Annotated in this window: 24 protein-coding genes; 16 read left to right on the top strand and 8 right to left on the bottom strand. The window is 60.4% G+C overall.

Annotated elements, in window-relative coordinates; all coding sequences use genetic code 11:
- The first annotated feature begins 13 nt into the window (after nt 1-13).
- Entirely contained in the window at nt 14-1,930 is a 1,917-nt protein-coding gene (locus tag HF682_RS10015) for an ATP-binding cassette domain-containing protein (protein WP_168877155.1), read from the top strand.
- 51 nt (nt 1,931-1,981) lie between these two features.
- The gene (glyA, locus tag HF682_RS10010) at nt 1,982-3,229 is read left to right on the top strand and encodes a serine hydroxymethyltransferase (protein WP_168877154.1); all 1,248 of its coding nucleotides are present in this window, start codon (nt 1,982-1,984) and stop codon (nt 3,227-3,229) included.
- Nucleotides 3,230-3,295: 66 nt separating this feature from the next.
- Here the strand turns inward: glyA and HF682_RS10005 are convergent, their stop codons facing one another.
- Genes HF682_RS10005 through HF682_RS09985 form a run of 5 tightly spaced genes read right to left on the bottom strand, consistent with a single transcriptional unit; the run spans nt 3,296 to nt 7,577 of the window.
- Nucleotides 3,296-4,204, bottom strand: a complete 909-nt coding sequence (locus HF682_RS10005; RefSeq protein ID WP_168877153.1) for a patatin-like phospholipase family protein — start codon at nt 4,202-4,204, stop codon at nt 3,296-3,298.
- Nucleotides 4,205-4,213: 9 nt separating this feature from the next.
- Nucleotides 4,214-5,074 (bottom strand): L,D-transpeptidase, encoded by an 861-nt coding sequence (locus tag HF682_RS10000; protein WP_240947223.1) that lies wholly within the window; start codon nt 5,072-5,074, stop codon nt 4,214-4,216.
- The gene (locus HF682_RS09995) at nt 5,064-6,188 is read right to left on the bottom strand and encodes a M48 family metallopeptidase (RefSeq protein ID WP_168877152.1); all 1,125 of its coding nucleotides are present in this window, start codon (nt 6,186-6,188) and stop codon (nt 5,064-5,066) included. Before HF682_RS09995 ends, HF682_RS10000 begins: the two co-directional genes overlap by 11 nt.
- 26 nt (nt 6,189-6,214) lie before the next feature.
- The gene (locus tag HF682_RS09990; RefSeq protein ID WP_168877151.1) at nt 6,215-7,015 is read right to left on the bottom strand and encodes a TIGR00266 family protein; all 801 of its coding nucleotides are present in this window, start codon (nt 7,013-7,015) and stop codon (nt 6,215-6,217) included.
- A 58-nt stretch (nt 7,016-7,073) separates the two neighbouring features.
- Nucleotides 7,074-7,577, bottom strand: a complete 504-nt coding sequence (locus HF682_RS09985) for a DUF2946 family protein (protein WP_168877150.1) — start codon at nt 7,575-7,577, stop codon at nt 7,074-7,076.
- A 99-nt stretch (nt 7,578-7,676) separates the two neighbouring features.
- On the opposite strand from HF682_RS09985, the gene HF682_RS09980 reads away from it, so the two are divergent.
- The 10 genes from HF682_RS09980 (at nt 7,677) to HF682_RS09935 (ending at nt 19,074) form a co-directional block, all read left to right on the top strand.
- The gene (locus HF682_RS09980) at nt 7,677-9,554 is read left to right on the top strand and encodes a sensor histidine kinase (protein WP_168877149.1); all 1,878 of its coding nucleotides are present in this window, start codon (nt 7,677-7,679) and stop codon (nt 9,552-9,554) included.
- A 161-nt stretch (nt 9,555-9,715) separates the two neighbouring features.
- Nucleotides 9,716-10,954 carry a sensor domain-containing phosphodiesterase gene (locus HF682_RS09975; protein ID WP_168877148.1) on the top strand — a complete coding sequence of 413 codons (1,239 nt, stop codon included), beginning with the start codon at nt 9,716-9,718 and terminating at the stop codon, nt 10,952-10,954.
- Nucleotides 10,955-11,070: 116 nt separating this feature from the next.
- On the top strand, nt 11,071-12,042 hold the full coding sequence (locus HF682_RS09970) for a prephenate dehydrogenase (RefSeq protein WP_205882019.1): 972 nt from the start codon (nt 11,071-11,073) through the stop codon (nt 12,040-12,042).
- Nucleotides 12,029-13,321 (top strand): 3-phosphoshikimate 1-carboxyvinyltransferase, encoded by a 1,293-nt coding sequence (gene aroA, locus HF682_RS09965; protein ID WP_168877147.1) that lies wholly within the window; start codon nt 12,029-12,031, stop codon nt 13,319-13,321. The genes HF682_RS09970 and aroA overlap by 14 nt, the downstream gene beginning before the upstream one ends.
- Before the next feature lie 98 nt (nt 13,322-13,419).
- Nucleotides 13,420-15,138, top strand: a complete 1,719-nt coding sequence (gene argS, locus HF682_RS09960) for an arginine--tRNA ligase (protein ID WP_168877146.1) — start codon at nt 13,420-13,422, stop codon at nt 15,136-15,138.
- Nucleotides 15,138-15,431: a helix-hairpin-helix domain-containing protein gene (locus HF682_RS09955; RefSeq protein ID WP_168877145.1), complete on the top strand. Its 294-nt coding sequence runs from the start codon at nt 15,138-15,140 to the stop codon at nt 15,429-15,431. Before argS ends, HF682_RS09955 begins: the two co-directional genes overlap by 1 nt.
- A complete protein-coding gene (gene cmk / locus HF682_RS09950) occupies nt 15,428-16,102 on the top strand; it encodes a (d)CMP kinase (protein WP_168877144.1) in 675 nt (224 codons plus the stop codon). Before HF682_RS09955 ends, cmk begins: the two co-directional genes overlap by 4 nt.
- Nucleotides 16,103-16,264: 162 nt before the next feature.
- On the top strand, nt 16,265-17,941 hold the full coding sequence (gene rpsA / locus HF682_RS09945; protein WP_168877637.1) for a 30S ribosomal protein S1: 1,677 nt from the start codon (nt 16,265-16,267) through the stop codon (nt 17,939-17,941).
- An 81-nt stretch (nt 17,942-18,022) separates the two neighbouring features.
- The gene (locus HF682_RS09940; protein WP_168877143.1) at nt 18,023-18,319 is read left to right on the top strand and encodes an integration host factor subunit beta; all 297 of its coding nucleotides are present in this window, start codon (nt 18,023-18,025) and stop codon (nt 18,317-18,319) included.
- A 71-nt stretch (nt 18,320-18,390) separates the two neighbouring features.
- The gene (locus HF682_RS09935; protein WP_205882018.1) at nt 18,391-19,074 is read left to right on the top strand and encodes a hypothetical protein; all 684 of its coding nucleotides are present in this window, start codon (nt 18,391-18,393) and stop codon (nt 19,072-19,074) included.
- Here the strand turns inward: HF682_RS09935 and HF682_RS09930 are convergent.
- On the bottom strand, nt 19,071-19,403 hold the full coding sequence (locus HF682_RS09930; protein ID WP_168877141.1) for a hypothetical protein: 333 nt from the start codon (nt 19,401-19,403) through the stop codon (nt 19,071-19,073). The genes HF682_RS09935 and HF682_RS09930 overlap by 4 nt on opposite strands.
- An 87-nt stretch (nt 19,404-19,490) precedes the next feature.
- Between HF682_RS09930 and HF682_RS09925 the strand changes: the two genes are divergently transcribed.
- On the top strand, nt 19,491-20,702 hold the full coding sequence (locus HF682_RS09925) for a PQQ-dependent sugar dehydrogenase (RefSeq protein WP_168877140.1): 1,212 nt from the start codon (nt 19,491-19,493) through the stop codon (nt 20,700-20,702).
- 77 nt (nt 20,703-20,779) lie between these two features.
- Here HF682_RS09925 and nemA read toward each other — a convergent pair whose 3' ends face one another.
- Both nemA and HF682_RS09915 read right to left on the bottom strand, forming a co-directional pair.
- Nucleotides 20,780-21,871, bottom strand: coding sequence for an N-ethylmaleimide reductase (gene nemA / locus HF682_RS09920; RefSeq protein WP_168877139.1), 1,092 nt, complete (start codon nt 21,869-21,871; stop codon nt 20,780-20,782).
- A gap of 53 nt (nt 21,872-21,924) precedes the next feature.
- The gene (locus HF682_RS09915; RefSeq protein ID WP_240947222.1) at nt 21,925-22,512 is read right to left on the bottom strand and encodes a TetR/AcrR family transcriptional regulator; all 588 of its coding nucleotides are present in this window, start codon (nt 22,510-22,512) and stop codon (nt 21,925-21,927) included.
- A gap of 96 nt (nt 22,513-22,608) precedes the next feature.
- Between HF682_RS09915 and HF682_RS09910 the strand changes: the two genes are divergently transcribed.
- The 3 genes from HF682_RS09910 (at nt 22,609) to HF682_RS09900 (ending at nt 26,396) form a co-directional block, all read left to right on the top strand.
- Complete coding sequence (locus tag HF682_RS09910; protein ID WP_205882017.1) at nt 22,609-22,989, top strand: hypothetical protein; 381 nt, start codon at nt 22,609-22,611, stop codon at nt 22,987-22,989.
- A gap of 268 nt (nt 22,990-23,257) precedes the next feature.
- Nucleotides 23,258-23,860: a TetR/AcrR family transcriptional regulator gene (locus HF682_RS09905; RefSeq protein WP_168877137.1), complete on the top strand. Its 603-nt coding sequence runs from the start codon at nt 23,258-23,260 to the stop codon at nt 23,858-23,860.
- Nucleotides 23,861-24,020: 160 nt separating this feature from the next.
- A complete protein-coding gene (locus HF682_RS09900) occupies nt 24,021-26,396 on the top strand; it encodes a 3-hydroxyacyl-CoA dehydrogenase/enoyl-CoA hydratase family protein (protein WP_168877136.1) in 2,376 nt (791 codons plus the stop codon).
- Nucleotides 26,397-26,427 lie beyond the last annotated feature (31 nt).

Genomic DNA, 26,427 nt, shown 5'->3' with positions numbered 1-26,427 from the left:
ATGTCAGGTTGCCATGCCCCTTCTTAGCCTTGAAAATGCCTCCCTTGCCTTTGGTCACTGGCCATTGCTGGATGGTGCCAACCTCTTGCTTGATCGCGGGCAGCGCTTGGGCCTGATTGGCCGCAATGGCGCCGGCAAGTCCTCATTGATCAAGGTACTGGCGGGTGAGCAGGTGCTGGACGACGGGGTGTTCTGGCGTGCGCCGGATGCCAGGGTGGGCTGGGTGCCACAAGAGCCGGTCTTTGCTGAGGGCGAGACCGTGTTTGCGGCGGTATCGTCCGGGCTGGGGGAGCTGCAGCAATTGCTGCAGCGTTACCATGTGCTGACCAGTCATCTCGCCCAGCACAGCGATGAGGCTGAGCTGGCGGAGCTGCTGCACGTGCAGGGTGAGCTCGAAGCCCGTGACGGCTGGCGTTTCAATACCCTGGTGGATACCGTGTTGTCGCACCTGGCCTTGCCGGCGGATACGCTGGTGGCGGACCTCTCCGGTGGCTGGAAGAAGCGGGTGGCGCTGGCGCGTGCGCTGGTGTCCGAGCCCGATGTGCTGCTGCTGGATGAGCCGACCAACCATCTGGACGTCAGCGCCATCCAGTGGCTGGAGAGTTTGCTGCTGGGCTTTGGCGGCGCCATTCTGTTCATTACGCACGATCGCCAGTTCCTCGACAATGTCGCAACCCACATCATCGAGCTGGACCGGGGCTTCCTCACCAGCTACAGCGGCAACTTTAGCCAGTATCAGGTGAAGAAGGCCGAGCAGTTGCAGATCGAGGCGGTGCATAACGCCAAGTTCGATAAATTCTGGAAAGAGGAAGAAGTCTGGATCCGCAAGGGGATCGAGGCGCGGCGTACCCGTAATGAAGGCCGCGTGCGACGGCTGGAAGAGTTGCGCCGCATCCGCGCTGACCGCCGTACCCAACAGGGGCAGGTCAATCTGCAGCTGGACGTGGGTGAACGCTCAGGCAAGCTGGTGGCTGAGTTGGAAGACGTACATTTCGGCTATCCAGAGCAAGCCCCGCTGATCCGCCAGTTTTCCACCCGCATTCAGCGGGGCGACCGTATTGGTTTGATCGGGCCGAACGGGGTGGGCAAGACCACGCTGCTGAAGCTGATCCTGGGCGAGTTGGCCCCGGTCAGCGGCAAGGTCAAGCAAGGCACCAACCTCAGCATTGCCTATTTTGACCAGTTCCGCGCGCAGCTGGATGAGGATGCCACGCTGACCGATACCATCAGCCCCGGCAGTGAGTTTGTCGAGATTGGTGGTGTGCGCAAGCATGTGATCAGTTATCTGGAAGAGTTTCTGTTCCCGCCCGCCCGCAGCCGCTCTCCCGTGCGCTCACTCTCTGGCGGGGAGCGTAACCGCCTGCTGCTGGCACGATTGTTTGCCCGCCCGGCCAATGTGCTGGTGCTGGACGAGCCGACCAACGACCTTGATATTGATACGCTGGAGCTGCTGGAGGCCTTGCTGCTCAACTATCCGGGTACCGTTTTTCTGGTCAGCCACGACCGGGTCTTCCTCGACAATGTGGTCACCAGCGTGATTGCCTTTGAAGGCAATGGCGTGCTGGAAGAGTATGTGGGCGGTTACTCCGACTGGCTGAGCTGGCAGCGCAGCCGGGCGGCGGCGTCTTTCGCTGTCCGCAAGGCTGAACCCGCCCGAGATGCTGCGCCTGTTGAGCGCAAGAAGAGCAGCAGCGCGAAGCTAAGCTTCAACGAGAAGCGGGAACTGGAGCAGTTGCCGGAGCAGATTGCCGCCCTGGAACAAGAACAGGCCGCTTTGCAGTCAGCGCTGCTGGATGGCACGCTTTATCGTGATGATCCCAAGGGCGCGGTTGCCAGGCAGGCACGGGTGGAGGAGATTGAAACCCTGCTGCTGGAAAAACTGGGACGCTGGGAAGAACTGGAAGCCAAACAGGCAGGTTCGCAGGCGTGATAAAATCGCCCGGTTCCGTCATACCTCTTCACTGTTCAGGAGCGTTGCACCATGTATAGCAAGTCCGTCACGCTGGCCCAGCATGATCCCGCTGTGTGGGCCATCATCCAGCAGGAAGTTCAGCGCCAGGAAGACCATATCGAGCTGATCGCCTCCGAAAACTTCACCAGCCCGTCGGTGATGGAAGCACAAGGTTCGCAACTGACCAATAAATACGCCGAAGGCTATCCGGGCAAGCGTTTCTACGGTGGCTGCGAATACGTCGATCAGGTGGAGCAACTGGCGATTGACCGCGTCAAGCAGCTGTTTGGTGCCGAATACGCCAACGTGCAGCCGCATTCCGGCTCACAGGCCAACCAGGCCGTGTACTTCTCCATCCTGAAGCCGGGCGATACGGTGATGGGCATGAATCTGGCCCATGGCGGTCACTTGACCCACGGCTCCCCGGCCAACCTGTCCGGCAAGATGTTCAACATCGTAGCCTACGGCCTGAACGCCAATGAAGAGATTGACTACGACGACATGGAGCGGGTGGCACTGGAAACCCGGCCCAAGCTGATCATCGGTGGTGCCTCGGCTTACGCGCTGCGCTTTGACTTTGCGCGCATGGCCGAAATCGCCAAGAAGGTGGGCGCATACTTCATGGTCGACATGGCGCACTATGCCGGTCTGGTGGCTGCGGGTCTGTACCCGAACCCGGTACCGCATGCCGACTTTGTGACTTCGACCACCCACAAGACCCTGCGTGGTCCGCGTGGCGGCCTGATTCTGGCCAAGGCCGAGCACGAGAAGATGCTGAACTCCAACGTGTTCCCGTCGCTGCAGGGTGGCCCGCTGATGCACGTGATCGCAGGCAAGGCTGTTGCCTTTGGTGAAGCACTGAAGCCGGAATTCAAGGCCTATCAGGAGCAGGTGCTGAAGAACGCCGCTGCCATGGCGGAAACGCTGGCTTCGCGCGGGGTACGCATCGTGTCTGGCCGCACCGAATCGCATATGTTCCTGGTGGACCTGCGCCAGAAGAGCCTGACCGGCAAGGCAGCAGATGCCGCACTGGGCCTGGCGCATATCACGGTCAACAAGAACGCCATTCCGAACGATCCGGAAAGCCCGTTCGTCACCTCTGGCATTCGCATTGGTTCGCCCGCCATTACTTCGCGTGGTTTCAAGGAAGACGAAGCCCGTCAGGTGGCACATCTGGTGGCGGATGTGCTGGACAACCCGAATGATGAAGCCAATCTGGCCACCGTGCGGGAAAAGGTGAAGGCGCTGACCGCTCGCTTCCCGGTGTACGGCAAGTAAGCGTTACTGCAGGCCATAAAAAAGGAGGGGAAACCCTCCTTTTTTATTTTGCGCAGTGACTAACGCTCATTGCTTTTGCAGCGCGGCCAGTTTTTGCTTGATCTGCGGCATCAGCGCCTGGGCTGCCTTTTCACCTTCCAGAATGGCCAGGTGTTTGCTGTCAAAATCGTCTGCTGCGAATTGGCCGACTTTGGGCGTGATCACCACACTGGCTTGTTTCAGTTCTTCTTCCTTGATGGTCTTGCCCATGATGGTTGCCGATTGCAACAGCACGTCCTTGCTGCTGGTGATCGGGCCACTGTTCGGACTACCGGAAATGTCTACCGCAATGATGAAGTCTGCCCCCATCTGGCGGGCATACTTGACGGGTACCGGGCTGACCACGCCGCCATCCACATAATCCACCCCAGCGATATTCACCGGCTGGAATACACCCGGCACACTGCTGGAAGCGCGCACGGCCATACCGACATTGCCGCGCTGGAACAACACGCCCTGACCGGTTTTCAGGTTGGTGGCGACCGCGCCAAACTCACGTTTGAGCTTCTCGATCGGCTGGTTCTTGACGTTCTTGTTGATGAAATCCTGCAGCGCCTGGCCCTTGATGAAGCCCCGGTCCGGCAAGGTCCAGTCACCCACCTCATCCTGATCCAGACTCAGTGCCAGCTTTTGCAGGTCAAAGCCGGAGTAGCCTGCGGCATACAGCGAGCCCACCACGCTGCCCGCACTGGTACCCACCACGATCTTCGGTTCGATGCCGTTGGCTTCCAGCACCTTGATCACCCCCACGTGGGCAAAACCGCGCGCAGCGCCGCCACCCAGCACCAGTGCAATCTTGACTGGTTTCGTTTGCGGCTTGGGTGTGGGCTTGCCTGCATTGACGGCTGGCGTATTGGCGGGTGGGGTGGTGGCCGGGCAGGCCAGCAGCAGGCTGCTGAGTACGGTCAGCAGCAGCATCCGGAAAACGGTGTTCATGTTTATCAATCAGTCTAGGGGCAGAAAAAAGCGGTCAGTATGCGGTGAAAGCGGTTGCAAGCCAAGTTCCTGCAATCGCGAGGCGGGCCAGTCGGTCTGGGGGGCGAGCCAGGCGGGACCGACCAGCCCCGCATAGCGTCGTGTCAGTCCCGCCCGGAGCAGCAGGCGGCGAAACAGGTCAGGATGCACATCTGTGGCACAGAGCCGGGTGATTTCGCCTGAGGCATTCAGTTGCAGGCCACCCAACCAGCCGTCGAAATGCAAGCCATATTGCAGCAGGATGGTTTGCGCTTGCGGGTCGTGGGGTAGACCCTGATTGGCGAAGTAGGCGGCGGCCATCTGCGTATCAACATTTACCACCTGTGCGCGTTCTCGCTGCGCCACAATATGAACTCGCACGCTTTCGGTCAAATGTGGGAAGAGGGCGATCAGGTCTTCATTGCGCATGCGAATACAACCATGTGACGCAGGCTGCCCCATGGGCTCCGAATCCGGTGTGCCGTGCAGGTAGATGTAGCGCTGCAAGGTACCCACCGACCCACCGAGGTTAAAGCCAGGCTCCAGCCCGTCCAGCCACACAATGCGACTCAGAATCCAGTCCCGGCTGGGGTGTTGGGCCGCCAGCGCCGGGCTGTAGATTTCTCCGGTGGGCTGACGGGCCACAAAGACTGCACCCGGAGGCTCATCTTTGCCGATCAGGGCATGAATGCGATGCCAGCCACGAGGGGTTTGCTGACTGCCCGTTAACTCTCCTGCACCTCGCGCTCCGGTCGAAACCGGGTATGTCCCCAGCAGGGTCCCGGTCTCATCCAGCAATTGCAGACGCTGCTGAGAGAGGTCAATCAGCAGGGTGGTCAGCTTATTTTGCAAGGCTTTGCTTCAGCTTGGGCCACGGGTAGGGCAGGGGCGTAAACTTGCGAGCTTGTAATCCGGCCAGGCGGCTACGTAGGTGAGCAATACGCTCCTGTGTATCCGGGTGTGAAGACAGCAATGCTGGCGGTGCGCTACCGCTTGCCTGATCGAGCTTCTCGAACATGCTGACCATGCCTTGCGGGTTGATGTCTGCTTTCAACAGGGTATCAAACCCCTTGTTATCGGCATCCCGTTCATGGTCCCGCGAGAATTTCAGGTCAGCCAGTTCGGTAGCCATTTGCGCAGGCAGGCTGCCGCTATAGTCGCCCAGGGCAAAGTGTGCAATGGCGGCGAGTCCGAGGTTCTGCACCATGCCCTTCAGACTGTGGCGTTGTTCAACGTGCTGCACTTCATGTGCCAGCACCCCGGCCAGCTCCTCCGGGCTGCTGCTGGCTTTCACCAGGCCGCTGTTGACCACCACAATGCCACCCGGAATGGCAAAGGCATTGATCGCGGGATCATCGGTCAGATACCACTGGTAGCGGTAAGCTGATCCCTTGGTCAGACGCTGACCCATTTCCTCCAAGGGGGCCTGCAGCGGGCTTTGTTCAATCAGCCGCAGATGGGACTTCTGCGCTTCGAACACCGCCTGGCCCAGGGCGGCTTCCTGTTCTACCGTGATGCGATCGGTGGCCCAGCTGGCAATCCGGTCCGCTTGCCACCAGAGCAGGCCCAACAGGATCAGCGGCGTCAGAATCACCAGAACCAGTACGCTCCAGCCAATACGGGCCACCCAGTTGGCTTTGTGCTGGGCCTTGCTCAGGGATGCCAGCTGTTTTTCCAGCCCGACGGGCGGTTTGCTCCGCAGACGTTGCTGGGCATTGGGGTCGGACAGGGCAATCATCCACTGCCCCCCATCATGACGCCAGCTGAACTGCCACTGCTGCGCATTGAAGCCGCCCCGGCTGAGCTGGACCTCACTCAGCGGGGCCGTCAGGCGCTGCCCATCCGGCAGGCACACCACCAGCGAACCGGGAACCAGCTCGACCAGGACATCCTGGCCCGTGGCCTGGCCGGGGCTGAAACATTGACCGACAAAACTGTGTGCCGTCAGGCTGGCGGTGCTGCGCATGGCAAAAGGTATCCTGTCAGGGGAGGTCAGTCGTTGTCACCGTCCAGCAGGCCGCCCAAGCCGCCGAGCAGCGAGCCTTCTTCACGGCCGCCACCGCCCTTGGCGTAGCTGGAGGCTGCAACAATACGGTTGGCCATGCGTGACAGCGGCAGGGATTGCAGCCAGATTTTGCCGGGGCCGCGCAAGGTCGCAAAGAACAGGCCTTCGCCGGAGAATAGGGCGCTCTTGATCTTGCCAACATACTGGATGTCGTAGTCGACCGAGCTTTGCATGGCCACCAGGCAGCCGGTATCCAGACGCAGCACTTCACCCGGTGCCAGTACTTTTTCGCAAACGGTGCCGCCTGCGTGGACAAAGGCCAGGCCATCCCCTTCCAGCTTCTGCATGATGAAGCCCTCACCGCCAAAGAAGCCTGCGCCCAGCTTTTGCTGGAAGGCAATGCCCATGGATACGCCTTTGGCGGCACACAGGAAGGAATCTTTTTGGCAAATCAGCGTACCGCCGACATCGGGCAGATGAACGGGAACAATGTGGCCCGGATAGGGGGCGGCAAATGCAACTTTGCGCTTGCCCGTGCCATTATTGACGAAGATGGTGGTGAACAGCGACTCGCCGGTCAGCAAGCGCTTGCCTGCGCCGAACAGTTTGTTCATGAAGCCCTTTTGCTGGGCGGAGCCATCGCCGAAGATGGTGTCCATTTCGACGCCATCTTCCATATACATCATGGCACCGGCTTCGCCCACCGCGGCTTCCTGCGGGTCCAGTTCTACCTCGACATACTGCATGTCGTTGCCGAGGATACGGTAATCAATGACGTCCATGGCCATGGTCGGTTTACTCCCTGTTGGTGTTAACTGCAATGATAATTCAATATGGCCGCCCTCTCTATGGGGTCGGCAGCGGATTGACGTTGAATTGTTGCAAGAGTTCACGGGATGCGACCAAAGGTAGCAAAACGTGCTGCCCTGCCAGGGTAAGCTGTGGCGGTTCTGTATCCAGAATGTCCAGCTGGGCGAGGCTGCGGTCGTCCAGGATGGCCAGACGCCCCTGCTCCAAGAGCCAGACTTGGCCGGCTTCATCCCGCCAGCCTTGCAGCGGATGTTGTCCCCAGCGCAGTCCAGTATGGTCATGGAGTTCGCCGGCCGTCGTCAGGTGCAGCACATAGGGGGCAGCATCCAGCTCGATATAGACGCGCTGGGGGCCATTCTGGAAGTAGTGGCATCCATCGGCTGCCGCTGCATAGTTGCGGCCAATGAAGTCACGCAAGCCCGGGTGGCGGACACGGGTGTTGTCCAGCCACCAGTCACCACGTGCATCCAGGCGCAGCCAGCCATAGACGGCGGGGACGCCAGGCCACCGCTGCAAAGCGCGCTTTACTTGATCGTCCATATACTCCCTGCTTCAATTTTCATGTTTTTCAGCTAGCATGACACTATCTGGGCGCGCATCATCGTTTCAACCCATTGCGACGGGAGTGGAGCCAAGTTGTTGAAGCGGGCGTTGTCAATCAAGCAGTCCATCATCGGTGCGATCATCATTGGTTTGCTGATCCCGTCCTTGCTCAATGGCTATTTTTCCCTGCAACGCTCCGAACAGCAACTGCGCAGCAATCTGGAGCTGCAGCACGGTCAGGTACTCAGTAATCTGGTGCTGGCGATCCAGCTGCCATTGTGGAATCTGAGCCCGGATTCCGGCCAGCAGATTGTATCCTCGGTGATGGAAGACCCTCGCATCGTCCGCATCAGCGTAACTGATGCCCATCTGGGGACTTTTCTTGAAATGCACAAACCAGAGCGGCAACTGGGGCAGTTACGTACCCAGAGCAAGCCGGTGTACTTCGAGAACCAAGTGATCGGCTTCGTCACGGTCGTGATGGACGATGGTTATTTGCGTAACCAGATCGGCAACAACCGTAACGCCATGCTGTGGACCTTGCTGGGACAACTGGCGTTTTCCCTGATGCTGATCGTACTGCTGCTGCAGTTACGGCTGGTACGCCCTCTGATGGGGCTGATGCGGGATTCCACCCGGCTGGCCGCTGGCATGCTGGAGCATCCCTTTACCTGGACCCGTAATGATGAGTTGGGCAAGCTGGGTAATAGCCTGGAATATACCCGGCAGGCGCTCAACAAGCTGATTCACGAACTGGAAGAGAAAAACCGCCGCCTGGAAGAGGACTTGCAGGTGCGCAAGCGGGTCGAGGAGGCATTGCGGGCGTCTGAGCAGCGTTTCCGGACCCTCGCCAATGCCGCTCCGGTGGGTATTTTTCGCACTTCGGCGGATGGGCGCTGCATTTTCATGAGTGCATACTGGAACCGGCGCACGGGGCTGGGGGTGGAAACCGTGATCGGCACCGACTGGACCATGCTGGTGCTGGCCGACGACCGGGGGCTGGTGCAGTCGCGCTGGCAGCGGGATTGCGAGCAGGACGGTGCTTACGTGGGTGAGTTCCGGGTGCCGAGCAGCTTTGGTGCGCCGTTCTGGGTGGATTGCAAGCTGGCGCCGCTGGTGGACGACTATGGGGCCCTGTCCGGTTATGTGGGTACCTTGATGGATGTGACCGAGCGCAAGCGCGCAGAGGTGCTCCTACGCGAAGCCAAAGAGGCTGCGGAATCGGCCAGCCGGGCCAAGACCGAGTTTCTGTCCAATATGTCGCACGAGCTGCGTACCCCGATGCATGCCATCATTTCTTTCTCGGAGATGGGCGAGCGCAAGCTGGGAACGGTCAGCAATGAAAAGCTGGGGCAATACTTCTCCCGCATCCATCAGAGCGGTAACCGCTTGCTGGCCTTGCTGAACGATCTGCTGGATCTGTCCAAGCTGGAAGCGGACAAGATGGTGTACACCATGCAACCCACCCGGCTGGGCCTGGTGCTGGAGGAAGTGGTACAAGAGTTCATGTCGCTGGCACAGGAGCGAGGCGTCGAGCTGGTGATCCAGGAGCAGGACCCGGTGCGGGCCTCCATGGATGCCATGCGCATTGGTCAGGTGGTGCGGAACCTGCTGGCCAATGCCCTCAAATTCACCGTGCAAGGCAGTCAGGTGCTGTTGACGGTCAAGGAGGCCAGCCATACCGATGGCGAAGAGGTGCTGGATGGCTTGCTGTTCACGGTGCGTGACCATGGGCCGGGCATACCCGAGGCCGAATTGCTTACCATCTTCGACAAGTTCATCCAGAGCAGCAAGACCAAGGATGGTTCCGGCGGTACCGGGCTGGGGCTGGCCATCTGCCGGGAAATCATTCAGGACCATGCGGGACATGTCTGGGCAGAGAACCACCCGGAAGGCGGAGCGATTTTCAAGGTCTGGCTGCCGCTGGAGCAAGACACCTTAAGCCAGACCATGAACGCGCCATCCGTATTGTAATGCGCCGGCATGGTGCGAGCGTCGATGGTGCATGGGCCAGACTGGTGCGTCTGCCGATATTTTCATGACTTGCGGCCCGGTTGATCCCGGGCACAAGAATTGCAACCGACAACGGGCATACTACGATCAGGATCCAGATGCTGCCCATGAACGCGAGAGCCATGACACACCCTGTAGAACATACCCGCCCGAACCCTTTTGCGGCACTGATGGGTTTCCCCATGGTGGTGGAGAGCCACTTTCAGCCCATCTTTGGTCTGGCGCACCGCCATACCGTCGGCTTTGAGGCCCTGCTGCGGGTCGAACAGCAGTCGGCACACTGGGGAAGTACCCGCCAGTTTCTGGAGCATGCCCAGCTGGAGAATGACAGTAGTGCGGTGGACTGCGCCTGCCTGGACCTGCATCTGGCCCATTTTGGTCAAGGTGGTGGCAGTGGCAGCTGGCTGTTTCTGAATGTACTGCCAGAAAGTTTTGTGGACCGGGCGCTGGTCCATCATCTGTTGCCGGACATGCTCAGCCGTTATGGGCTGATGGCCGACAATCTGGTGCTGGAAGTCGAGCGGCTGGAGCTCGATATGTTGGATGCCGCGCATGAAGCTGCCATGGCGTGGCGTGATCTGGGCTGCTTGCTGGCGGTCAGCCAGTTTGGCCGGACCAATGCCAATCTGGACAGTATCTGGCGTCTGCGACCGGACATCGTCAAGCTGGATCAATCCTTGGTGGCGCGTGCCGCTCAGGATGGCCGTGCACTCAACATGCTGCGCGGTCTGGTTTCCCTGCTGCACGATGCCGGGTCGCTGGTGGTGATTGAGGGGATCGAGAGCCATGCCCAGGCCATGGTGGCAATGCAGGCCGACTGTGATTTCGTGCAGGGTTTTTATTTCGGCATGCCACAGGCTGACATCCGGGTGATTGGCGAGCGCAGCGAAGTATTCGATCGCTTGTGGAATGATTACCGCCAGCTGGATCATGATACCAGCGTGGCGCAGCGCGAGAAGCTCGCACCTTATATCGAAGCCTTCCGGCATATCCCGACACGGATGATGATGGATGGACAAACCCTGGCGGTGGCCGCAGGCAGCTTCTTGGATCTGCCCGCAGCGGCGCTGTGCTTTGTGCTGGACAGTGAGGGCCGCCAGATCGGTGAGGGGCTGCCGGGGCACAGCCGACGGGTTGGCACCACGCGGTTGCACCGCTTGCAGGAAACCGCCGGAGCCAGCTGGATTCGCCGTCCATACTTCAGGGATGCCATGCATGCGCTCGGCGAGTTGCAAGTATCCCGCCCGTATCTCTCGGCCAGCACCGGCCGGGCCTGCGTGACCCTGTCGATCGCGTTTGAATCCGGCGGACAGTGTGTGGTGCTGTGTGGCGACCTTGACTGGGAGGATGCAGTCGGCTGACGGGCCGGTTATAATCGCTGCTGTGTGTCCTAACGTATCGACGAAAGAGCGTAGCGCAGGCTGCGCTCTTTCTGCTTGTGTTGCCTGAACTGCTGACGCCGGAGTTGAACACTGCCATGCCTGCCACCTTGCCCCTTTCGGTTGCCCCGTTGCGCCGCCTGACTATTGTCGGGGTGGGGCTGATTGGGGGCTCGTTTGCGCTGAGCCTCAAGGCCGCCGGGCTGGTGCGGGAAGTGGTGGGGGTAGGTCGCTCTCAGGCCAATCTGGATACTGCGCTGGAACTGGGCATACTGGATCAGGCCACGACTTCGCTGGCACAGGGGGTAGAAGGTAGCGAGCTGGTGCTGCTGTCTACTCCCGTGGGGCAGATGGGCGACTTGTTCCGCCAGCTGCGCGATTTGCTGCCGCCCGGCGCGGTACTGACCGATGGGGGCAGCACCAAATCCGATGTGGCAGCGCTGGCCCGCGCGCACCTGGGTGAACGGCTGGCCGATTTCGTGCCGGGGCACCCGATAGCTGGCGCCGAGTTCAGTGGTGCCAGTGCGGCCCGTGCGGATTTGTACCGGCATAAACAGGTGGTGTTGACGCCTTTGCCGGAGTCCAGCCCAGTAGCCGTGGCACGGGTACGCCAGCTGTGGCAGGCGTGCGGTGCCCTGGTGCCGGAGATGAGCCCGGCACAGCATGACCGGATTTTTGCGGCAGTGAGTCACTTGCCGCATTTGTTGTCGTTTGCCTTGGTGGAAGAGCTGGCCCGTCGCCCGGATGGCGAGGTGTTTTTTCAGTATGCTGCCAGTGGTTTTCGAGATTTTACCCGCATCGCCAGTAGTCACCCTGAGATGTGGCGCGACATCAGCCTCGCCAACCGTGAGGCCCTGTTACAAGAGCTGGAGGCCTATCAGGCTCAATTGCTCCGTTTGCGCCAGATGCTGCTGGAACACGATGCTGCAGGACTGGAGGCGGTATTTGCCACCTCACGCCAGGCGCGCAATGCCTGGCTGGACAAGAAAAAGCAGGCGCTGCAACCGCTACCGGATGCCGCCTCCTCTAACCGCATTGCAGGAAATGAAGTTCCCGATGGAAAGTCTTGATCTCGCGCCCATTGCGGCGGTAGCAGGTAGCGTGCAGCTGCCCGGCTCGAAAAGCATCTCAAACCGTACCTTGCTGCTGGCTGCGCTGGCACAAGGACAGACCGAAGTCCGTGGTCTGCTGGATTCGGACGATGTGCAACACATGCTGACCGCCCTGCGCGCGCTGGGCGTGCATTGGGCACAGCAGGGCAAGAGCCGTGACTTCGTGGTGGATGGGGCGGGAGGTGCATTCCCAGTCAAACAGGCAGCATTGTTCCTGGGCAATGCCGGTACCGCTTTCCGGCCACTGACCGCTGCACTGGCGCTGATGGGGGGCGAGTACCAGCTGTCCGGCGTACCCCGCATGCACGAGCGCCCGATCGGTGATCTGGTCGATGCCTTGCTGCCGCTGGGCGCGCAGGTGACCTATCTGGGCACGCCGGGCTACCCGCCGCTGCAACTGCGCTCCGGTGTCAATGTTGAGCAGGACAAGGTCTCGGTACGCGGCAATGTCTCCAGCCAGTTCCTGACTGCGCTGTTGATGGCCTTGCCGCTGACCGGGCGGGCAATCACGGTTGAGGTTGAAGGCGAGCTGATCTCCAAACCCTACATCGAAATCACCCTCAACCTGATGCAGAAATTCGGCGTGACGGTCGAGCGTGACGGCTGGCAAGCCTTCCACCTGCCCGCCGGGCAGCAGTACCGTAGCCCGGGGGTGATTCATGTGGAAGGCGATGCGTCGAGCGCGTCCTACTTCCTCGCTGCCGGGGCCATCGGCAAGGGCCCGGTGCGGGTCGAAGGCGTGGGTCGCGACAGCATTCAGGGCGACAAGCGCTTTGCTGAAGCGTTGAAACAGATGGGGGCCCGCATCGTTTGGGGTGACAACTGGATTGAAGCCTCGGCCCCGGTATCAGGTCGCTTGCAGGCAATCGACGCCGACCTCAATCATATTCCGGATGCGGCCATGACCATTGCAGTGGCTGCCTTGTTTGCCGACGGCACCACCACCATCCGCAATGTGGCCAGCTGGCGCGTCAAGGAAACCGACCGCCTGACCGCCATGGCCACCGAGCTGCGCAAAGTGGGGGCCACCGTGGAGGAGGGTGCGGATTATATCCGGGTGACGCCGCCCGCATCGTTGACGCCCAATGCCGTGATCGACACCTATGATGACCATCGCATGGCCATGTGCTTCTCGCTGGTGGCACTGGGTGGGGTGCCGGTGCGCATCAATGATCCCAAGTGCACCGCCAAGACTTTCCCGACCTATTTCGAGGTGCTGGACAGCATCCGACGATGACCTGATCCCACGACAAGGACAGGTGAGTCTGGCGCTATCCCGTCAGGCTCAGGCAGTGTATTGAGCAGCCGTATCCCGGCTGCAGACAGGATTTGAACATGACTTTGCAACACATGCTTTCACAGCGGGTTCAGGCTGCGCTGACCGCCGCAGGCGCGCCGGAGGCGCAGGCCATGCTGCAACCGGCGGCGCGCTCGGAGTTTGGTGACTATCAGGCCAATGGTGTGATGTCTGCCGCCAAGCAATTGAAAATGAACCCGCGCCAGCTGGCGCAGCAGGTGGTCGATGCGCTGGACCTGACGGGGATTGCCGACAAGGTGGAGATTGCCGGCCCCGGCTTCATCAATATCCACCTGTCCCCTGCTTTCCTTGCCCAGCAAGTGATGAGCGCTCGCGCCGATGCCAAGCTGGGGGTGGAGCCGCTGCCGCCGCAAAAGGTGATGGTGGAGTACTCTTCCACCAACCTGGCCAAGGAAATGCATGTTGGCCATCTGCGCTCCACCATCATTGGTGATGCCATGGCACGGGTGCTGGATTTCCTCGGGCAGCAGGTGATCCGGCAAAATCACGTCGGCGACTGGGGAACCCAGTTCGGCATGCTGATTGCCCACCTGCTGGAGCATATCGAGGCGGGTGACAGCGAGCTGGCGCTGGGTGATCTGGAAGTGTTCTACCGCGAAGCCAAGGTCCGCTTTGATGCGGACCCGGTGTTTGCCGACCGCGCCCGGCAGTATGTGGTACAGCTGCAGGCCGGTGAGCCGCAGGTGCTGGCTTTGTGGCAACAGTTCCTAGACGTGTCGATGAGCCATTGTGATGCGGTATACCAGAAGCTGGGCGTGCAGCTGACGCGGGCTGATGTCCGTGGTGAATCCGCTTACAACGATGACCTGCCGGTACTGGTGGCCGAGCTGAAGGCAAAAGGTCTGTTGACCGAGAGCGATGGCGCGCAGGTGGTGTATCTGGATGCCTTCAAGGGCCGCGACGGCGAAGCCCAAGCCTACATCATCCAGAAAAAGGATGGCGGCTATCTGTATTCCACCACCGATCTGGCCGCGATCCGCTACCGGGTACAGCAGCTGCAGCTGGACCGCTGTCTCTATGTGGTGGATGCCCGCCAGGCGCTGCATTTCCAGCAGCTGTATACCGTAGCTGAGCAGGCAGGCTGGAAGCCTGCCGCCCTGCAGCTGGAGCATGTGGCTTTCGGCACCATGATGGGCAAGGACAACAAGCCGTTCAAGACCCGCTCTGGCGATACGGTGAAGCTGATCGAACTGCTGGATGAAGCCGAAGAGCGGGCGTTTGCGGTGGTCAGCGAGAAAAACCCGGATCTGCCGGAAGTCGAGCGCAGGCGCATTGCGCCGGTGGTAGGGATCGGCGCGGTGAAATACGCTGACCTCTCCAAGCACCGTACCAGCGACTATGTATTCGACTGGGACAGCATGCTGGCGTTTGAAGGCAATACTGCACCTTATCTGCAATACGCCTATGCGCGGGTGTGCAGCATCTTCCGCAAGGTGGATGCATTTGATGCTGCGGCACCGGTGCAGTTGCAAGAGGCTGCTGAGCGCGGGCTGGCGCTGGTGCTGGCCCAGTTTGCCGATACCCTGCACCAGACCGCGCGTGACAGTTGCCCGCATTACCTGTGTGCCTACCTGTACCAGCTGGCAGCGCAGTATATGCGCTTCTACGAATCCTGCCCGGTGCTGAAGAGCGAAGGCGCGGTGCAGCAGAGCCGCTTGCAGCTGTGCCGCTTGACGGCGGATACCCTGCGCACTGGTCTGGGCCTGCTTGGCATTGAGGTGCTGGAGACCATGTAATGCCCACACGCCGCTCGCCCCCGGTCAACCCTGCAGCGTTGAAAGTCCTGCAGGTCATCCCCGGGGTCGGGCCGGCCTGTGCGCTGGACTTGTGGCAATTGGGCATCCATACGGTAGCTGACCTGCGCGGGCGGGATGCCGGGCAGCTGTATGAGGCCTTGTGTGCGCTGCAGGGCTGCCGTGTGGACCGCTGCATGTTGTATGTATTTCGTTGTGCCATTTACTATGCCGAAACCGAACATCCGGAGCCGGCCAAGCTGAAATGGTGGTATTGGAAGGACACCCCGACATGACGTCGACGATTCCGGTGATTGCCATTGATGGCCCAACGGCCTCGGGCAAGGGCACGGTAGCGCAACGCGCCGCACAAGCCCTCGGTTTTCATTATCTGGATTCCGGTTCGCTGTACCGGCTGGTCGCGCTGGTGGCGCTGAACCAGGAAATCCTGCTGGACGATGAACCCAGGCTGACCGCGGTGGCGGCGACGCTGGATGTGCGCTTTGAGGGCGAGCATATCCTGCTGAGCGGGAGCGATGTGGCGCACGCGATACGCCACGAGCGGGTAGGGATGGCCGCCAGCAAGCTCTCGGTGCTGGGGGGGGTGCGCCAGGCGCTGTTGCAGCGACAGCGCGATTTTTGCCAGCTGCCCGGGCTGGTAGCGGATGGCCGCGACATGGGCTCGGTGGTGTTTCCGGACGCCGGGCTGAAGATTTTTCTGACCGCCAGCGCCGAGATTCGGGCGGAACGGCGGCATAAGCAGTTGATCAATAAGGGGAATGGTGCTAATCTGACGGATGTTCTACGGGACATCATGGACCGCGACGCGCGCGATAGCAGCCGAGCGGTAGCCCCGTTGAAGCACCATTCGGATTCGATGCTGCTCGATACATCCCATCTGACCATCGACGACGCTGTCGCCTTTGTGGTCCGGGCATACCGCTCATCAGAACCTCGACATGGCTAGGGTTTCGCCGCACCTGCGCACGGTCGCCTGACCGGGCTTGGGGGCGGTTTTTCAGGTGGCTGCACATGGGGTGCAGCCGGTGAGTAACGAACGAGCTGTCGCAAGATGGCTACTCAGGTAACAATCTCTATGTCTAACGTATCTACTGCTGCCATGGGCTCCATGGAAAGCTTCGCCGCCCTGTTCGAAGAAAGCCTGCAACGTCAGGAAATGCGCGCAGGTGAAGTGATCACCGCTGAAGTGGTGAGCGTGGACCACAACTTCGTGGTGGTGAACGCCGGTCTGAAGTCCGAATCGCTGATTCCGGTCGACGAATTCAAGGACGACAAGGGCGAGCTGACCGTCAAGCCGGGCGACTTCGTACAGGTTGCCATTGATTCGCTGGAAAACGGCTACGGTGAAACCAAGCTGTCCCGCGACAAGGCCAAGCGCCTGGCAGCATGGCTGGATCTGGAAGTGGCTCTGGCTGAAAACAAGGTGATGAATGGCGTGATCAGCGGCAAGGTCAAGGGTGGCCTGACCGTGATGATCAACGGCATCCGTGCCTTCCTGCCGGGTTCGCTGGTCGACATTCGCCCGATCAAGGACACCACGCCGTTCGAAGGCAAGCCGATCGACTTCAAGGTCATCAAGCTGGATCGCAAGCGCAACAACGTGGTGGTTTCCCGCCGCGCTGTGCTGGAAGAAAGCCAAGGCGCAGAACGTCAAGCACTGCTGGCCAACCTGAAGGAAGGCGCAGTGGTCAAGGGTATCGTCAAGAACATCACCGACTACGGTGCGTTCGTCGACCTGGGTGGCATCGATGGTCTGCTGCACATCACCGACTTGGCATGGCGCCGCGTCAAGCACCCGTCCGAAGTGCTGACGGTGGGCGACGAAGTCGAAGCCAAGGTGCTGAAGTTCGATCAAGAGAAGAACCGCGTTTCGCTGGGTCTGAAGCAGCTGGGCGACGATCCGTGGATCGGTCTGTCCCGTCGCTACCCGCAAAGCACCCGCCTGTTCGGCAAGGTGACCAACCTGACCGACTACGGTGCATTTGTTGAGATCGAACAGGGTATCGAAGGTCTGGTGCACGTGTCCGAAATGGACTGGACCAACAAGAACGTTCACCCGTCCAAGGTGGTGTCGCTGGGCGACGAAGTCGAAGTCATGATCCTCGAGATCGACGAAGACCGCCGTCGTATCAGCCTGGGCATGAAGCAATGCATGTCCAACCCGTGGGACGATTTCGCCGCCACGTACAAGAAGGGCGACAAGATCAAGGGTACCATCAAGTCGATCACCGACTTCGGTATCTTCATTGGTCTGCCGGGTGGCATCGACGGTCTGGTACACCTGTCCGACCTGTCCTGGAGCCTGCCGGGCGAAGAAGCCGTTCGTTCCTTCAAGAAGGGCGACGAAGTGGAAGCCGTGGTGCTGTCGATCGACGTGGAGCGCGAGCGCATCTCCATGGGCATCAAGCAGCTGGACGGGGATCCGTTCAACAACTACATCGCCATCAACGACAAGGGCTCCGTGGTGAAGGGTACTGTGAAGTCCCTGGACGCCAAGGGTGCTGTTGTGGTCCTGGAAGGTGATGTGGAAGGCTACCTGCGTGCTACCGAAGTCTCCCGCGAACGCGTGGAAGACATCCGCTCGGTGCTGAAGGAAGGTGACGAAGTCGAAGCCATGATCATCAACGTTGATCGTAAGAACCGCTCGATCAACCTGTCGGTCAAGGCCAAGGACATGTCGGATGAGTCCGAAGCCATGAAGGCGCTGGAATCTTCCGGCACCGCTGGCACCACCAACCTGGGCGCACTGCTGAAGGCCAAACTCGACGGTCGCAACGCCGAGTAATCCAGCGCAATCACGCCGGACGCCCCGGCCTGCTCAGGCAGGCTGGGGCGCTTGATGCAGTACTTCCAGGACAGGGGCCACATGACGAAATCCGAGTTGATAGCCAAGCTCGCGATGCGTTATCCGCAACTGGTCGCCAAGGATGCCGAGTTGGCGGTCAAAGCGATCCTCGACACCATGGCTCAGGGCTTGGCCGAGGGCCAGCGCATCGAGATTCGTGGTTTTGGCAGTTTTGACCTGAACTACCGGCCGCCCCGTACGGGACGGAATCCGAAGTCGGGCAGCAAGGTGGAAGTGCCACCCAAATATGTCCCCCACTTCAAGGCGGGCAAGGAATTGCGTGAGCGCGTCGATAGCACGATAGCTCGGGAAGACTGAAGCCAGTCCATCCCGCATCAGAAGGCATGGTGAATTCACCATGCCTTTTTCTTTTCAGGATGTTAAACCCTATGCGGTCGAGGCATACCCGATTGCTACCGTTTGAACACTGGCCGCGCCACCGGCGCAGTGAGGCAGTCATTCAGCTGAAAAACCGCATGCGGCGCTATGCCGCCGACTATGGTGGCCGCTTTGATAGCCTGTTTGCGCTGGATGATCCTGAGCCTGCTGCGGCAGGCTGTAACTGGTTTGATTTCTATTTTCCGGGTAGCAATCGTTTTACACTGTGGAATGCGTCGCTGGTGACGGCACGCGTCGCGTTTCAGGATGAAGCCGGTCGGCTGGCCCGTGAACAAGCCCATGCGGCGTTAACAGCGGTTGAGCGGGAAGCCGAGCGGCAGATCGAGTTTATTCCCGCGCTATTTTCTGATACTGGAAAGGTGTGGGCCTACGAAGCGGTTTCACCGCCCGAGCCACACTATGCTCGTTTTGAAGGGCGTACCTTGCACCAGCAAATAACGAAACTCAAAGTAGACATCCTGCACCATACGCCACCTGTGATCCATGAGCGCTTCCAGATACTGCCTGGCTATCGCTACGGCGTAGGGCTAAACATGGTGCTGGACGTGGAAGTGATCGACCGTACGGTGGTTGAATATGCCATCGACCGCTTTCTGGCGGTAGGGGAGTGCAATTGGCAGTCTGCGCAGCCTGTTCCGCTGGACCGCTTGCGCCCGCTTCATGAGCAGGCTTAGCGCAGGGTCATCAGTTCACGATATCGGGTTTCATCGAACAAGAAATGTGACGACGTGTCGTCATCAATGCAGACACAATCCACGGTGATCTTGACGTAGCGGCCCAGCCGCCGCCAGATGGCCGAGCTCAAGCGCTTGGCAAACAGGCTCTCGGTTTCAAAAGCCGGCAAGTTGGCTTCAGAAGACGCGGTCAGGATGAAGGCCCCTTGCCAAGGCTTGCGGCTCAACTGCTCCGGCCGCATCCAGTACTGGCGAATGGCATCCAGCGCACGATGGCACTCCAGCTCACTCAAGGGCGCCAAGGTCAGGGTGATGCGATAGCTGTTCATATAGCCTCCGCTTCAATGTTAGCATGCTGGCATTTCCGCACACCAGATGCAGGCTTAAGGTCTGCAACAACCTTTATGGAGCGTGACATGCGTGCAACACGAGTGGCCGTATTGCTGGCGGCAGCTTTTTTGTCCCCTGCGGTCTGGGCCGACAAGTATCCGACCAACGGCGAGTGTGACGGGTTCCCCAAGATCGACGTCGTGACCCCCAAGGGTTTTTGCGTCGGCCTGATCGCGGATGATTTCAAATTCCCGCGCGGCCTGCTCCCCTTGCCGAGCGGTGATCTGCTGGTGGTTGACATGCGCAGCTGGGACCCGAACAAGGGTAGCCTGTGGCGCATGCAGCGCAATGGTAAGCAGTGGAACAAGACCCAGCTTTTCAGCAAGCTGGACCGGCCCAACGGGTTGGCATTGGGGCCGGACGGCATGGTCTATCTGGGTGTGGTCGGTGGCGTGATGCGGTTCGACCCCAAAGCTGCGCAGCCTGCGCTGCAGGCCGTGATTGGCGGTGACTCGGGTATTGAACCGCTGCAAGGCACCGGTCGTCACCCCTTGGTCAGCCTGCTGTTCGATGCTGAAGGGCAACTGCTGGTCAACGTCGGCTCAGCGTCGGATAACTGTGACAAGGCCAATGGTCCCAGCTGCGCGGAAGCAGAGGGCGAACAAGCACGTGGCGTGGTGCGCCGCTACCGCTTTGACAAGCCAGGCGGCAAGGTGACCGGCTGGAGTATCTACGCACGCGGCTTGCGCAACTCCATGGCCTTGGCACTGCACAGCAGCGGCAGCATCTGGCAAGGCGAGAACAGCCGCGATGCCATCAACAAGAAAATCAATCTGCCGGATAACAATGATAACGACCTGCCGCACGATGAAATCAACCGGTTGATTCCGGGTGGCAGCTACGGCTGGCCCTACTGCTATGACATGAACGTCAATGCGCCGGAATTCCCCAAATATGACTGCCGCAAGCAACAAGCACCTGTGGTGCTGCTGCCGGGGCACGCTGCGCCGCTGGGCATGACCTTCTACACCGCCAAGCAATTCCCGGCCCCATGGCAAGGCCGCTTGCTGGTGGGCTTCCACGGCTACCGCGACAATGGTCACCGCCTGGTGGCCTATGATGTGGCTGCAGACGGCACCCCCCAAGGCAAACCCATCCCGCTGATCGACGGCTGGGGGCCGAAAGACACGCAACCGATGGGCGCGCCAGTCGATGTGCGGGTGGGGGCGGATGGCGCGGTGTACATCAGCGAAGACCGCAATGGTACGGTGTTACGGCTGGTGTATCGCGGTGGGTGAGTGCCTGGTCTGGCGGACGCGGGGAGTTTTTATAGGGCGTGAGGGAAGTAACAGCATCCCCATCACGCCCAGTTGACTTACAGCGCCGGGTAATCGGTATACCCTTCGGCACCGCCGCCGTATAGCGTTTCGGCACGCAGCGGGTTGAGTGTGGCGCCAGCCTGGAAGCGGGCAGGCAGGTCCGGGTTGGCGATGAAGCTGCGACCAAAGGCGACGGCGTCGATCAGGCCGCTCTGGATCAGCTGGTCGGCATCGTCCGCCTGATAGCCACCGGAACCGATGATGACACCGGGGAAGCGCTCACGCAGGCCCTTGCGGAAAGCCTCGCTCAGCTCCGGTGCACCACCCCAGTCGGGTTCGGACAGGTGCAGGTAAGCGATACCGCGCTTGGCAAACGCTTCGGCCAGGTAGTAGGCCATGCTGTCCGCTTCGCTATCCTGGGTGTCATTGAACAGACCGTGCGGCGAAATGCGAATGCCCACATGCTTGGCATCCCAGCTGGCGATCACCGCATCCAGCACTTCCAGTACCAAGCGCGCGCGGTTTTCGATGGAACCGCCATATGCATCGCTACGCTGGTTACTTTCCGTGGCGAGAAACTGGTTCAGCAGGTAGCCATTGGCGGCATGGATTTCCACCATGTCGAAACCCGCGGCGCGGGCGCGTTCAGTGGCCTGTGCATAGTCTTCAACCAGCGCTGGCAGCTCTGCGGTTTCCAGTGCACGCGGCAGGCTGGTCGGCACCCGTTCCAGTTGCCCTGTTGCATTACGGATGGTGGTGTTGCTGTCGGCCTGAATGGCGGATGGGGCGACGGGGGCGGCACCGCCCGGTTGCAGCGAGGTGTGCGAAATGCGACCTACATGCCACAGCTGCAGTGCAATCTTGCCTCCCGCCTGGTGTACGGCATCGGTGACATCCTTCCAAGCATGGACCTGGGCGTCATTATAGATGCCCGGTGCCCCGGCGTAGCCTTTGCCCTGCGGGGAGATGTGGGTGGCTTCGGAAACGATCAGGCCTGCGCTGGCACGCTGGGCGTAGTATTCCGCCATCAGTGGCGTCGGCAGGTCGCCGGGTTCCGTATTGCGCAAGCGGGTCAGTGGCGCCATCAGTACGCGGTTGTTCGCGGTTACGGCACCGATTTGCAGGGGGGTCAACAGTTTGTCCAGCATGGTCATGCCCTTTGTGTTAATTAGACCGGTCGTCTAGTTTCCGACGAAAAAAATCAGGGGGCCTGCAGCAGCAGGCGGGTTTGTTGTAATGCGAGTTGCAATGGCAAGAGGCTGCGCTGTACCTTGCTCAGCAAGGCACTGCCCACCCACAGGCTGTACAGGGAGGCGGCCAGCTCGGGTGCGGCCTGTGCCGTCGTAATGGAGCCTTCCTGTTGGCCTTGAATAATGCAGTCGGCAATGAGCCCGCAAACCCCATGCATGCCTTCAGCCAGGGCTTCCCGCATCGGCTCGGAGAGGTCGGCTACTTCGCCAGAGAGTTTGACAGCGAGGCATCCCCCACCACTGCAATTGGCTTGATGGTTGGCGACCCACTGCTGGTAATAGCCCAGCAGGCGCTCATGGGCGGTGCCTTCCTCGCGAGTCAGCCTTTGGCGCAGCAGGGTCAGATACTCGGCGAAGTAGCGTTGCAGCATGGCCACCCCAAATGCCTCCTTGGAGGCGAAGTAGTGGTAGAACGACCCCTTGGGTACCTCTGCGGTACCCAGGATTTCAGCCAGACCCACCGCAGAGAAGCCGCGGCCCAGAATGATCTGGGATCCGGTGTCCAGCAGGTGGTTGCGGGTGTCGATGTGGCGGCTCATGGGGTGCAATATACTAGACCGGTCGTCTAGTTGTCAAGGATCATGCGCCAGTCGGCCACTGCTGGCATACTGCAGATCATGATCCAGCCTGAAAGCATGCGCATGTTGGTCCTGTATGATCTGGCAGCCGTGGTGATTCTATTGATAGGCGTGGCCCATTCCTGGCTGGGTGAGCGCTACTTGCTGCGGCGGCTGGCGCGGCTGGACAATTTGCCACGCCTGTACGGTGGCACAGCGTATACCATGACCTTGCTGCGCTTTGCCTGGCATATCACCACCCTGGCCTGGCTCGGGTTGGCTGGGGTATTGGTCCTGTTGGCCCGACCCACCTTCTCTCCCGAGCAGATCGGGCGTGTGGTGGGGCTGTGCTTTCTGCTGCAGTTCGCGGTGTCCCTGTGGGGATCGCGCGGCAAACACCTTTCCTGGCTGGGGTTTCTGTTGGTGGCTGTGCTGACCCTGCTGGCCTCAAGTCTGTGAGGCGAGGCGCGCGCTAAGCCCTGCCTGTCCTTCTGTCCGGGTATGACCGATTGTCAGCTGTAACCTTGTGTTGCAGTGCACGGTCTATACTGTTTGCATCCCTGTGAACGAATATTTACCAAGCGAGCGCTTGACAAAGTAAAGCCTCAAACGTATGTTTCAAACAACCGTTTGCTTGATGAGGCTTGACCGCGTGCGTGCTGGGACAGGAACTGACCGGAAAAGTGGTGCCACACCGGCTGCCTCGACTGCGGATACGGTGCAACGCATGCTGGATGCCGCCGAGGTATTGTTCGCGGAGCATGGCTTTGCCGGTACCTCGCTGCGGATGATCACCCAGCGGGCTTCTGTCAACCTGGCTTCGGTGAATTACCACTTCGGCTCCAAGGAAGCCTTGCTGCAAGAAGTGTTCAGTCGCCGGTTGGACCCCTTGGTGCAGCAATGCTGCCAGCGCTTGTTGCAGCAGCAGGCTGCCGGGCCGGTCCCGGTGGCGAGCGCGATGGCCATTTTTCTGGAGACGGCGCAGCAGCAGGTCTGGAGCCGGGGGCGGGACGGCGGGCGGTTTGTCCGCTTGCTGTCGCGGGCTTTCATTGAGCCGCATCCTGCGCTGCAAGGGGTGCTGCCCAAACATTTTGCACCGCTGGTCATGGCATACAAGACGGTGCTGCGTGAAGCGCTGCCACTGCTGGATGAAGCCACCTTGATGTGGCGCCTGCACTTGGCGTTTGGCACCTTGTTCCACGCCCTGGCCGGCAATGATGCGCTGCAGATGGTCGCCCGCTGCGAAACGGTGGATGCAGACGATCAGCGCATGGTGATGCAGCAGATACTCCCTTTCCTCTCCGGCGGGATGCAGGCTGGGACGGGGTGAATGACATCAGGCCGGTTGCCTGGGGCAGTCGGCCAGACGGTGCGTGTCTCCGCGCACCAAGCGAGCTTTGCAGTCTGGAGAAACGGCTTGCCGGTGTCACTGGCAAGTGGTGGGTGCCGCAGGGTGCCCTACAATCGAGCGTAGATACACAGGAGCAAGCATGGCCACGTCCAAGAATTTCTATGTCCGCAAGGCGGCGGTGCTCGGCGCGGGTGTGATGGGAGCGCAGATTGCCGCCCATCTCGCCAATGCGGGCGTCGAGTCGGTGCTGTTTGATCTGCCCGCGAAAGAGGGCGACAAGAGTGCCATCGCCAAAAAGGCGATCGACAACCTGAAGAAGCTGAACCCGGCTCCCCTGTCGGTGGCCAGCAAGGCACAGCTGATCACCCCGGCCAACTACGAAGAGCATATGGACCTGCTCAAGGAGTGTGATCTGGTGATCGAGGCGATTGCCGAACGCATGGACTGGAAGCTGGACCTGTACCACAAGGTAGCCCCTTTCCTCGGCGCGCAAACCATTTTTGCCTCCAACACCTCTGGCCTGTCGATCAACAAGCTGGCTGAGGCGCTGCCGGATTCGATGCGCAGCCACTTCTGCGGCATCCACTTCTTCAATCCGCCGCGCTACATGACGCTGGTGGAAATCATCCCGGCCACCAGCAGCGATGCAACCATGCTGGACAATCTGGAATCCTTCCTGACTACCACCCTGGGCAAGGGCGTGGTGCGCGCCAAGGACACCCCGAACTTTGTGGCCAACCGCATCGGCGTGTTCTCCATGCTGGCGACCATTGCCAACGCTGCCAAGTTTGGTATCCGTTTTGACGTGGTGGACGACCTGACCGGAACCCGGCTGGGGCGCGCCAAGTCGGCGACCTTCCGTACGGCAGACGTGGTGGGGCTGGATACCTTTGCCCACGTTGTCAAGACCATGAAGGATAGCCTGCCGAACGACCCGTGGCATCCGCACTACGATATCCCGGCCTGGCTGCAAAAGCTGATCGAGACCGGTGCGCTGGGTCAGAAAACCAAGGCCGGTATCTACAAGAAGGTCGGCAAGGACATTCAGGTGCTCGACCCGGTGAGCGGCGAGTACGTGGCGTCTGGCGAAAAGGCCGACGAGTCGGTGAAAGAGATCCTCAAGATCAAGAACCCGGCCGAGAAATTTGCCGCACTGCGCGCCAGCAGCCACCCACAAGCCCAGTTCCTGTGGGCCTGCTTTGCCGATGTATTCCAGTACATTGCCTGCCACCTGGCGGATATTGCCAACAATGCACGCGATGTGGACCTGGCCATCCGCTGGGGCTTTGGCTGGAGCGTGGGTCCGTTCGAGACCTGGCAAGCGGCAGGCTGGCAGCAAGTGGCGGGTTGGCTGGCAGAAGACATCGCAGCAGGCAAAACCCTGTCCAGCGCAGCGCTGCCGGCATGGGTGAGCGATGGTCGTAGCGGTGTACACAGCAGCGAAGGCTCCTACTCTGCGGCGACCAACAGCCTGCAAGCCCGCTCCAGCCTGCCGGTCTATCAGCGTCAACTGGCACCGGCTGCATTGGTGGGTGAGAACAGCAAGCTGGGTGAAACCGTTTACGAAAACGATGGCGTGCGTGCCTGGAGCACCGGTGACGATGTGCTGGTGGTGTCGTTCAAGTCCAAGATGAACACCATCGGTAGCGCGGTGATCGACGGCGTGAACGCAGCGCTGGATCTGGCCGAGCAGCACTACAAGGCGCTGGTGATCTGGCAGACCGATGAGCCGTTCTCGGCGGGCGCGGACCTGAAAGACATGGCACCGGCCTTCATGTCGGGCGACTTTGCCGCCATTGAAGCTTCGATTGACCGCTTCCAGCAGACCGCCATGCGCCTGCGCTACTCCAGCGTGCCGGTGGTGGCTGCCGTGCGTGGCTTGGCGCTGGGCGGTGGCTGCGAGTTCACTATGCACGCCAACAAGGCGGTGGCTGCGCTGGAAACCTATATCGGTCTGGTGGAAATTGGCGTTGGCCTGCTGCCGGGCGGCGGTGGCTGCAAGGAGGCTGCTCTGCGTGCCGCAGCGGATGCCAAGGGCAACGACCTGCTGCCGTTCCTGAAAAACTACTTCCAGAATATCGCCATGGCCAATGTGGCGAAAAGTGCGGAAGAAGCCAAGGAGCTGGGCCTGCTGAAGGCGAGCGACACCATCGTCTTCAATGCCTACGAGCTGCTGTATGTGGCCAAGCAAGAAGCGCTGGCGATGGCTGCGGCAGGCTTCCGCCCGCCGGCCAAACTGCAGGGATTCCCGGTCGCCGGTCGTACTGGCGCGGCCACCATCAAGGGCATGCTGGTCAACATGAAAGAAGGTGGCTTCATCAGCGAGTATGACTACTTCCTGGCCTCGATCATCGCAGAAGTGGTGTGCGGTGGCGACGTGGAAAGCGGTACGCTGGTCGATGAGCAATGGATTCTCAATCTGGAGCGCAAGGCATTCGTGATGCTGCTGCAACAGGAAAAGTCGCAAGCGCGGATTTTCAACATGCTGCAAACCGGCAAGCCGCTGCGTAATTGATCGCTGCCCCTTTTGCGCACAGAAACGAATT

Source organism: Leeia aquatica (assembly GCF_012641365.1).
Lineage (GTDB): Bacteria > Pseudomonadota > Gammaproteobacteria > Burkholderiales > Leeiaceae > Leeia > Leeia aquatica.
This window is presented reverse-complemented; position numbering and strand designations above follow the sequence as displayed.

Coding starts and splice junctions, on each gene's coding strand:
- HF682_RS09915 (WP_240947222.1), bottom strand. CDS start 22,512: ATGAGCCGCCACATCGACACCCGCAACCACCTGCTGGACACCGGATCC.
- HF682_RS09905 (WP_168877137.1), top strand. CDS start 23,258: ATGCTGGATGCCGCCGAGGTATTGTTCGCGGAGCATGGCTTTGCCGGT.
- HF682_RS09925 (WP_168877140.1), top strand. CDS start 19,491: ATGCGTGCAACACGAGTGGCCGTATTGCTGGCGGCAGCTTTTTTGTCC.
- nemA (WP_168877139.1), bottom strand. CDS start 21,871: ATGCTGGACAAACTGTTGACCCCCCTGCAAATCGGTGCCGTAACCGCG.
- HF682_RS09935 (WP_205882018.1), top strand. CDS start 18,391: ATGCGGTCGAGGCATACCCGATTGCTACCGTTTGAACACTGGCCGCGC.
- HF682_RS09970 (WP_205882019.1), top strand. CDS start 11,071: ATGCCTGCCACCTTGCCCCTTTCGGTTGCCCCGTTGCGCCGCCTGACT.
- HF682_RS09955 (WP_168877145.1), top strand. CDS start 15,138: ATGCCCACACGCCGCTCGCCCCCGGTCAACCCTGCAGCGTTGAAAGTC.
- HF682_RS09985 (WP_168877150.1), bottom strand. CDS start 7,577: ATGGACGATCAAGTAAAGCGCGCTTTGCAGCGGTGGCCTGGCGTCCCC.
- cmk (WP_168877144.1), top strand. CDS start 15,428: ATGACGTCGACGATTCCGGTGATTGCCATTGATGGCCCAACGGCCTCG.
- HF682_RS09990 (WP_168877151.1), bottom strand. CDS start 7,015: ATGGCCATGGACGTCATTGATTACCGTATCCTCGGCAACGACATGCAG.
- HF682_RS10005 (WP_168877153.1), bottom strand. CDS start 4,204: ATGAACACCGTTTTCCGGATGCTGCTGCTGACCGTACTCAGCAGCCTG.
- HF682_RS09930 (WP_168877141.1), bottom strand. CDS start 19,403: ATGAACAGCTATCGCATCACCCTGACCTTGGCGCCCTTGAGTGAGCTG.
- HF682_RS10015 (WP_168877155.1), top strand. CDS start 14: ATGCCCCTTCTTAGCCTTGAAAATGCCTCCCTTGCCTTTGGTCACTGG.
- HF682_RS09900 (WP_168877136.1), top strand. CDS start 24,021: ATGGCCACGTCCAAGAATTTCTATGTCCGCAAGGCGGCGGTGCTCGGC.
- HF682_RS09940 (WP_168877143.1), top strand. CDS start 18,023: ATGACGAAATCCGAGTTGATAGCCAAGCTCGCGATGCGTTATCCGCAA.
- HF682_RS09975 (WP_168877148.1), top strand. CDS start 9,716: ATGACACACCCTGTAGAACATACCCGCCCGAACCCTTTTGCGGCACTG.
- rpsA (WP_168877637.1), top strand. CDS start 16,265: ATGGAAAGCTTCGCCGCCCTGTTCGAAGAAAGCCTGCAACGTCAGGAA.
- argS (WP_168877146.1), top strand. CDS start 13,420: ATGACTTTGCAACACATGCTTTCACAGCGGGTTCAGGCTGCGCTGACC.
- glyA (WP_168877154.1), top strand. CDS start 1,982: ATGTATAGCAAGTCCGTCACGCTGGCCCAGCATGATCCCGCTGTGTGG.
- aroA (WP_168877147.1), top strand. CDS start 12,029: ATGGAAAGTCTTGATCTCGCGCCCATTGCGGCGGTAGCAGGTAGCGTG.
- HF682_RS09995 (WP_168877152.1), bottom strand. CDS start 6,188: ATGCGCAGCACCGCCAGCCTGACGGCACACAGTTTTGTCGGTCAATGT.
- HF682_RS09910 (WP_205882017.1), top strand. CDS start 22,609: ATGCGCATGTTGGTCCTGTATGATCTGGCAGCCGTGGTGATTCTATTG.